At 65.4% G+C, this 7,111-nt stretch carries 5 protein-coding genes and 1 rRNA gene (1 of these 6 running past the window's edge); 2 read left to right on the top strand and 4 right to left on the bottom strand.

The window, feature by feature from the left end; translation table 11 throughout:
* Both ACFOPO_RS05220 and tyrS read right to left on the bottom strand, forming a co-directional pair.
* Positions 1-671, bottom strand: a 16S ribosomal RNA gene (locus ACFOPO_RS05220) (it extends 874 nt beyond the left edge of the window).
* A gap of 582 nt (positions 672-1,253) precedes the next feature.
* A complete protein-coding gene (gene tyrS, locus ACFOPO_RS05215) occupies positions 1,254-2,480 on the bottom strand; it encodes a tyrosine--tRNA ligase (RefSeq protein WP_386701626.1) in 1,227 nt (408 codons plus the stop codon).
* Positions 2,481-2,672: 192 nt separating this feature from the next.
* On the opposite strand from tyrS, the gene ACFOPO_RS05210 reads away from it, so the two are divergent.
* Positions 2,673-4,136 (top strand): peptidoglycan DD-metalloendopeptidase family protein, encoded by a 1,464-nt coding sequence (locus ACFOPO_RS05210; protein ID WP_386701624.1) that lies wholly within the window; start codon positions 2,673-2,675, stop codon positions 4,134-4,136.
* A 1-nt stretch (position 4,137) separates the two neighbouring features.
* Positions 4,138-5,304: an anhydro-N-acetylmuramic acid kinase gene (locus ACFOPO_RS05205; protein WP_386701622.1), complete on the top strand. Its 1,167-nt coding sequence runs from the start codon at positions 4,138-4,140 to the stop codon at positions 5,302-5,304.
* Between the two features lie 30 nt (positions 5,305-5,334).
* On the opposite strand, the gene ACFOPO_RS05200 is transcribed toward ACFOPO_RS05205, so the two are convergent.
* Both ACFOPO_RS05200 and ACFOPO_RS05195 read right to left on the bottom strand, forming a co-directional pair.
* On the bottom strand, positions 5,335-5,670 hold the full coding sequence (locus tag ACFOPO_RS05200; RefSeq protein ID WP_386701620.1) for a hypothetical protein: 336 nt from the start codon (positions 5,668-5,670) through the stop codon (positions 5,335-5,337).
* A gap of 39 nt (positions 5,671-5,709) precedes the next feature.
* Complete coding sequence (locus ACFOPO_RS05195) at positions 5,710-7,110, bottom strand: AmpG family muropeptide MFS transporter (protein ID WP_386701618.1); 1,401 nt, start codon at positions 7,108-7,110, stop codon at positions 5,710-5,712.
* Position 7,111: the final 1 nt, after the last annotated feature.

Below are 7,111 nucleotides of genomic sequence, written 5' to 3'. Positions count from 1 at the left end.
CACCCCTCTACCGCACTCTAGTCAGCCAGTTTCCAATGCAGTTCCCAGGTTGAGCCCAGGGCTTTCACATCAGACTTAACAAACCACCTACGCACGCTTTACGCCCAGTAATTCCGAGTAACGCTTGCACCCTTCGTATTACCGCGGCTGCTGGCACGAAGTTAGCCGGTGCTTATTCTTCCGGTACCGTCATAACTCCGGGTTATTAACCCGAAGCTTTTCTTTCCGGACAAAAGTGCTTTACAACCCGAAGGCCTTCTTCACACACGCGGCATGGCTGGATCAGGCTTGCGCCCATTGTCCAATATTCCCCACTGCTGCCTCCCGTAGGAGTCTGGACCGTGTCTCAGTTCCAGTGTGGCTGATCATCCTCTCAGACCAGCTACGGATCGTCGCCTTGGTGGGCCTTTACCCCGCCAACTAGCTAATCCGGCATCGGCTCATCTATCTGCGTGAGGCCCGAAGGTCCCCCACTTTCTCCCGTAGGACGTATGCGGTATTAGCGTAAGTTTCCCTACGTTATCCCCCACAAATAGGCAGATTCCGATGCATTCCTCACCCGTCCGCCACTCGCCACCCACAGTATTGCTACTGCTGTGCTGCCGTTCGACTTGCATGTGTTAGGCCTGCCGCCAGCGTTCACTCTGAGCCAGGATCAAACTCTTCACTTAAAATTGCATGGATCCGAAGATCCAAATTTTTTGAGTGCAAAGCTCGTTCCAGGCACCAATTACTCGCTTGCATTTGCATGCTTTTGAATCATCGTTGCTTGGTACGAACATCTGCTCAATGGACAACCATCCACTAGCCAGACGTCCGCACAAGTTACCTGCGCACACTGTCAAAGATCTTCGGGGCCGGCCTCAGCGCCTTTCCCGTCTCACCCCGCCGCACCAAAGTGCCCGAGGGAGCCGACTATCTTACAGCGAATTTCGATCCCGTCAACACCGTGTCGAAATCTTTTTTCGCTTCCGGAGGTCCGTTCAGCGACCCTTCCGGACCGCCCCGGGACCACCGGGCCGCGCATCTTACAGCATGTTCGAGAACCGTCAACCGCCTCGTTTCACACCGTCTTTTCCGCGTCCCGCCGAAGTGAAGTTCACCGTGGCGGGGCGCGCATTGTGCACACGCACAACGCGCATTGGAAGGGGTAAATCGAAAAATTCTTTGCGAATTTTTTGTTGACGTTTGCGATGAGTGGGCTCATCGCTTTGTGTGGCGGTGATTGCGTGCGGTGCGCGTGCTGATCGCGCTTACGCCGCGATCAACCTGACGCGCGCAAACGTGCGCTTGCCGACCGCGAGCACGCCTTCGAAGCCCGGCGTGAACACGCGTTGCACATCCTCGATCACTTCACCGTCGATGCGCACCGCGCGTTCCTTGAGCTTGCGATTGGCTTCGGAATTGCTGGGCGTAAGTCCCGCAGCCGTCAGCAACGCCGCAATGCGCATCCCTTCAGCCGGAACCGCTACGTCCGTCAGCGGCAGCGACGCGGTGTCGCCCTCGCCGCGCACTGCGGCGTTCCAGCCCGCAACCGCCTGTTCCGCGGCCGATTCACTATGGAAACGCGCTGCGAGCTCGCGCGCCAGGCGCATCTTCAGGTCGCGCGGGTTCAGTTGCCCCGCTTCGATGTCGCCCCGCAGCTTCGCCGCCTCCGCCATCGAGATCTCGAAGCTGAGCAGCTCGATCCAGCGCCACATCAATACGTCGTCGATCTTCATCGTCTTGGTGACGATGTCGATCGCCGGTTCATTGATGCCGATGTAGTTGCCCAGCGACTTGGACATCTTGTTGACGCCGTCCAGGCCTTCCAGCAGCGGCATCGTCAGCACGATCTGCGGCGGCTGGCCGTGGTGCTCCTGCAGGCCGCGGCCCATCAGCAGGTTGAACTTCTGGTCGGTGCCGCCGAGCTCGACGTCGGCCTTCAGCGCCACCGAGTCGTAGCCCTGGACCAGCGGATACAGGAATTCGTGGATCGCGATCGACTGCTGGGCGGCGTAGCGCTTGGCGAAGTCGTCGCGCTCAAGCATGCGCGCCACGGTGTGCTGGGCGGCCAGCTTGATCATGTCGGCCGCGTCCATCTTGCTGAACCACTCGGAATTGAAGCGGACCTCGGTGCGCTCCTTGTCCAGGACCTTGAACACCTGGTCGGCATAGGTCTGGGCGTTGGCCAGCACGTCCTCGCGGGTCAGCGGCTTGCGGGTGACGTTCTTGCCGGTCGGGTCGCCGATCATTCCGGTGAAGTCGCCGATCAGGAAGATCACCTGGTGCCCCAGGTCCTGGAACTGGCGCATCTTGTTCAGCAGGACCGTGTGGCCGATATGCAGGTCCGGGGCGGTCGGGTCGAAGCCGGCCTTGATCCGCAGGGGGCGGCCCAGCTTGAGGCGGGCCTCCAGCTCCTCGCGCTTGAGGATCTCGTCGGCACCGCGGCCGATCAGGTCTAGGGCGTCTTGGACGGAGGCTGGGGACTGGGGGGACAAGGTGGGGCTCGCAATGTGAATGGTGAACGCGAAGTGCGATCACCGTCATGGATTCGGGTTAAACCAAAGTTAAACATCCGGCTGTCGAGTTGTGATGAAAAACCCTATTCAGGACAAGGGTTTGACGCACACTTCTCGCGTCACTATGGTAACGCGGCAACGCGGCCTTCACACCAGCGCGAGATACCTCAAATGACAGCACACGATAGCGGTACGGAACGGCGCGAGCGCCTCAAGGCCCTGCGCGAAGCCGCTCTGCACCGACCGGTGCTGGCCACTGGCGCTTCCAATGGTTTCAACGGTCGCTGGTCGCGCCGCCAGTGGGCTCACGCCAGCCTGTTCGCGACGCTCGGCGTTCTCGTTGCCGCCATTGTCCCCGGTTTCGGTCCCGCTGCCAGCAAGCAGCCGCTGCATACGCAGCGCAGCTCGCTCGCGCTGGCCCTGCCGCCGCTGCCGCTGTCGCGACTGCGGGGCCACAACGGCGACAGCTGGCAGATCGTCCGCATCGAGCGCGGCCAGACCCTGGGCGCGGTGTTCGAGGATCTCGACCTGCCGGCCAACACGATGCACCGCATCCTGGACGAGTCGGGCGACAAGGCGATCCTGACCCGGCTCAAGCCCGGCACCGAACTCGCATTCGATCTTCCGCAGGGCGCCAACGGCCAACCCGGCGAGCTGCGCACCTTCCGCTACGACCGCGATGACAGCCACCGCGTCGAACTGAGCCTGGCCGGCGACAAGATCACCGAGAAGGTGCTGGTCCGCCCGACCGAGAGCCGCACCGTCGTCATCAGCGGCAAGGTCGGCAAGTCGCTGTTCCGCTCGGGCCGTAAGCTGGGCCTGACCGGCAGCAACATCACCACGCTGACCGACGAGATCTTCAAGTACGACATCGACTTCAACGAAGACGTCGGTGCCGACGACCGCTTCAGCGTGGTGGTCGAGCAGACCTGGCGCGAAGGCGAACTGCTGCGCACCGGTCCGGTGCTGGCGGCGACCTTCACCACCGGCGGCAAGCTGCATACCGGCTTCCGCTTCGAGCGCAATGGCAAGTCCGAATACTTCACCGGCGACGGCCGCCCGCTGAAGAAGAGCTTCATCCGCATGCCGATCCCGTATGCGCGCCTGACCTCGAACTTCGGCACCCGCAAGCACCCGGTGCTGGGCCGTACCCGCATGCACAAGGGCGTGGACTACGCCGCACGCACCGGCACGCCGATCATGGCCGCCGGCGACGCGCGGGTGAAGTCGGCCGGCTGGATGGGTGGCTACGGCAATGCCGTCGTCCTCGACCACGGCCGCGGCTACACCACGCTGTACGGCCACATGTCGCGCATCGGCAAGATCCGTCCGGGCCAGCGCATCGCCCAGGGCACGGTGATCGGCTACGTCGGCACCACTGGCATGTCGACCGGTCCGCACCTGCACTACGAGTTCCGCGTCAACGGCGTGCACCGCAACCCGCTGTCGATCACCATGCCGCCGCCGGAACCGCTGTCGGGCGCCGCACTGGCCCAGTTCCGCACCCAGACCAGCGTCGCGCTGGCGCGGATCCAGAAGGTCGAGAACATCATCTACGCCGACGCCGGTGCGCCGGCCCCGGCGCCGACCAAGGCGCCCGTCAAGGCCACCAAGCCCGCCAAGACCAAGGCCTGACATGCCCGCGCTCGATCGCGGGCCGGCCGGCAGCCCAGTCGATGGCTCGCCCCTGGACGGACTGTTCGTCGGCCTGATCTCCGGCACCAGCGCCGACGGCATCGATGCCGCGCTGGTGCGCTTCTCGCAGCACGACGTCGAACTGCGCCTGGGCCGCACCTACGCCTGGGACGCGGGCATCCGCGAGCGCCTTGTGGCGCTGGGCCAGGGTGGCGAGGCGCAATCCCTGGACGAGATCGGCACGCTCGACGTGCAGATCGCCGAGGCCTTCGCCGCGGCGACGCAGCAGCTTCTCGCCGAAGCCGGCGTCAGCCCGGCGCAGGTGCTCGCGGTCGGCTCGCATGGACAGACCGTGCGCCATCGCCCCGAAGGCGCCCGCTTCAACGGCCAGCACCCTTTCACCTGGCAGCTTGGCGACGGCAACCTGATCGCCGAGCGCACCGGCATCACCACGGTCGCCGACTTCCGTCGCCGCGACGTCGCCGCCGGTGGCCATGGCGCGCCGCTGCTGCCGGCGCTGCATGCCGCCCTGCTGCACGGCGCCGGTGAAAACCGCGCGGTGCTCAACCTCGGTGGCATCGCCAATTTCACCTTGCTGCCGGCGCAGGGCCTGGTGCGCGGTTTCGATACCGGCCCGGCCAACTGCCTGCTCGATGCCTGGTGCCAGCGCCATACCGGCCAGGCCTACGATGCCGGCGGCGCGTTCGCCGCGCAGGGCCAGCTCGATGCCGAGTTGCTGGCGCGCCTGCTCGACGACCCGTGGTTCATGCTGCCGCCGCCCAAGAGCACCGGGCGCGAGCACTTTCATCTGGATTGGCTGCAGGCGCGGCTGGCCGGCGGGGAAACCCCGGCGGACGTGCAGGCGACACTGCTGGAGCTGAGCGCGATCACCATTGCCGATGCCCTCATCGCGCACCAGCCCGACACCCGTCGCGTGCTGGCCTGCGGTGGCGGCGTGCACAACCCGCGGCTGCTGGCGACGATCGGCCAGCACCTGCCCGGCGCAAAGGTCGAATCAACGGCGCGCCATGGCGTGGACCCGGACTTCGTCGAGGCGATGGGCTTCGCGTGGCTGGCCCGGCAAACGATGTCCGGCCTCGCCGGCAACCTGCCCAGCGTCAGCGGCGCCCGCGGCCCGCGCGTGCTCGGGGCCATCCACCCCGCGTAAGGCCCATCCGGACCAGGCGGCCGCTGTGCCTCAGGTCTTCTTGATGAAGTCGAGCAGGTCGCGGTCGATGTCGGTCAGGCCGTGCTGGTCCAGCGTCGGCGTCTTCACGTCGGCCGGGCGTTCGACGCGGCCGATCAGGGCGTAGCCCGGGTCGCTGGGAATCCCCTCGAGCGCGGAGATCGCCGCCTGCAGGGCCATTGCGTCGCTGTCGGTAAAGCGCGCGGCGATCTCGGCTTCGATGGCGAACAGACCGTGCTCGAGCAGGTGCATCAACGACTCCTGCAACCCCCAGCCACGCTGGTTGGCGACACGCTTGATGCGGTCCAGCAGCAGGGGATCGATGTCATGCAGGATGATGTCGGTCATGGGTACTCCTTCACGGGCGGTGTGCTCAAGCAAGCACGGCTACCCGGTTAAACCATTGGCCGCAGGCGCACCAGGCGCCGCGCCGGGACGGCGCATGGCCAGTATCAGGCAAAGCAGCAACGCAGGCACGCCGATCAGGGCCGTACCCACGAAGAATAGCGAATAGGCGTCGAGCAAACTGCGCCCCACTTCGAAGTGCTCGACCGCGACCCCGGACAGGCCCTTCAGCAGCTTGCCCGGCAGGGCGTAGAACGAGCTGAGCAGTGCGTACTGTGTGGCGGTGTATCCAACGTTGATCAGGCTCGACATGTAGCCGATCAGGGCCACGCCGGCAAAGCCGCTGCAGAAGTTGTCGATCACCATCGCCGCGGTGAACACGCCCGAATCGGCGCCATGGTGGGCGAGGTAGGCAAAGGCGAGGTTCGAAGCCGGGCCGAGGATCGCGCCGGCCAGCAGCGTCGGGATGACGCCGAAGCGGACCGCCGACAGGCCGGCGGCGGCGATGCCGACGATGGTCGCCATCAGGCCGAACGAGCCGCGGATGGCGCCCACGGTTTCCTTGTCGATGCCCAGGTCGGCATAGAAGGGATTGGCCATCGGCCCGAGCACGAAATCCGGCAGCCGGTACAGGCTGATGGCCAGCAACATCAGCAACGCCCAGGCACCGTGGTCGCGGAAGAACACCACGAACGGGCCGACCAGCGCGTCAAACAGCCCCTTGGCAGTGAACAGCGCCGGATGCGGCGTCGCCGCTGCCAGCACAGTGGCTGCCGGCTCCTTCGCAGCCAGCACCGCGACCACGCCGACGCCCATCAGCGCGGCCATCAGTTCGTACGACATCGACCAGCCAACATGGGCGGCGAAGATCAGGATCAATGCATCGGTGACCAGCAGCGCGCCGCGATAACCCAGCGCCGCGGTCGAGGTCAGCAGGCCCTGCTGCTCGTTGCTGTCGGCGATCTCGATGCGCCAGGCGTCGATGACGATGTCCTGGGTGGCCGAGGCGAAGGCCACCACCAGCGCCAGCACGCCGAACACGACCAGCTGGTCCACGACGAACCCCGCCAGCACCAGCTGCCCCTGCTGCGGTTGCACCAGCGCCATGCCGGTCAGGGCGGCGGCGACCACGATCTGGGCCAGCAGCATCCAGCCGCGACGGCGACCGAGCCATCGCCCCAGCACCGGTGCATCGACCTTGTCGACCAGCGGCGCCCACAGGAACTTGAGCGAGTAGGCCAGGCCGACCCAGGACAGGAAGCCGATCGTGGACAGCTCGATGCCGTTCTCGCGCATCCAGAAGCCCAGGGTGTTGCCGACCAGGTAGATCGGGATGCCGGAGCTGAAACCCAGCAACAGCATCACCAGCACCTTGGGCTGGCTCAGGTTGGCCAGCACGAGGCGCCAGCCTTTCTTTTCCGTCGACTTGGCGGCGACAGCCACG

The sequence above is a fragment of the Lysobacter sp. GCM10012299 genome (assembly GCF_042649405.1).
Taxonomy (GTDB): Bacteria; Pseudomonadota; Gammaproteobacteria; order Xanthomonadales; family Xanthomonadaceae; genus Lysobacter_J.
Note: the sequence above shows the minus strand (reverse complement) of the source record. Positions and strands in the feature narration are given on the sequence as shown.

Bases quoted from the DNA above. Each gene is read 5' to 3' on its own strand.
- ACFOPO_RS05210 (WP_386701624.1), top strand. From the start codon at position 2,673: ATGACAGCACACGATAGCGGTACGGAACGGCGCGAGCGCCTCAAGGCC.
- ACFOPO_RS05205 (WP_386701622.1), top strand. From the start codon at position 4,138: ATGCCCGCGCTCGATCGCGGGCCGGCCGGCAGCCCAGTCGATGGCTCG.
- ACFOPO_RS05200 (WP_386701620.1), bottom strand. From the start codon at position 5,670: ATGACCGACATCATCCTGCATGACATCGATCCCCTGCTGCTGGACCGC.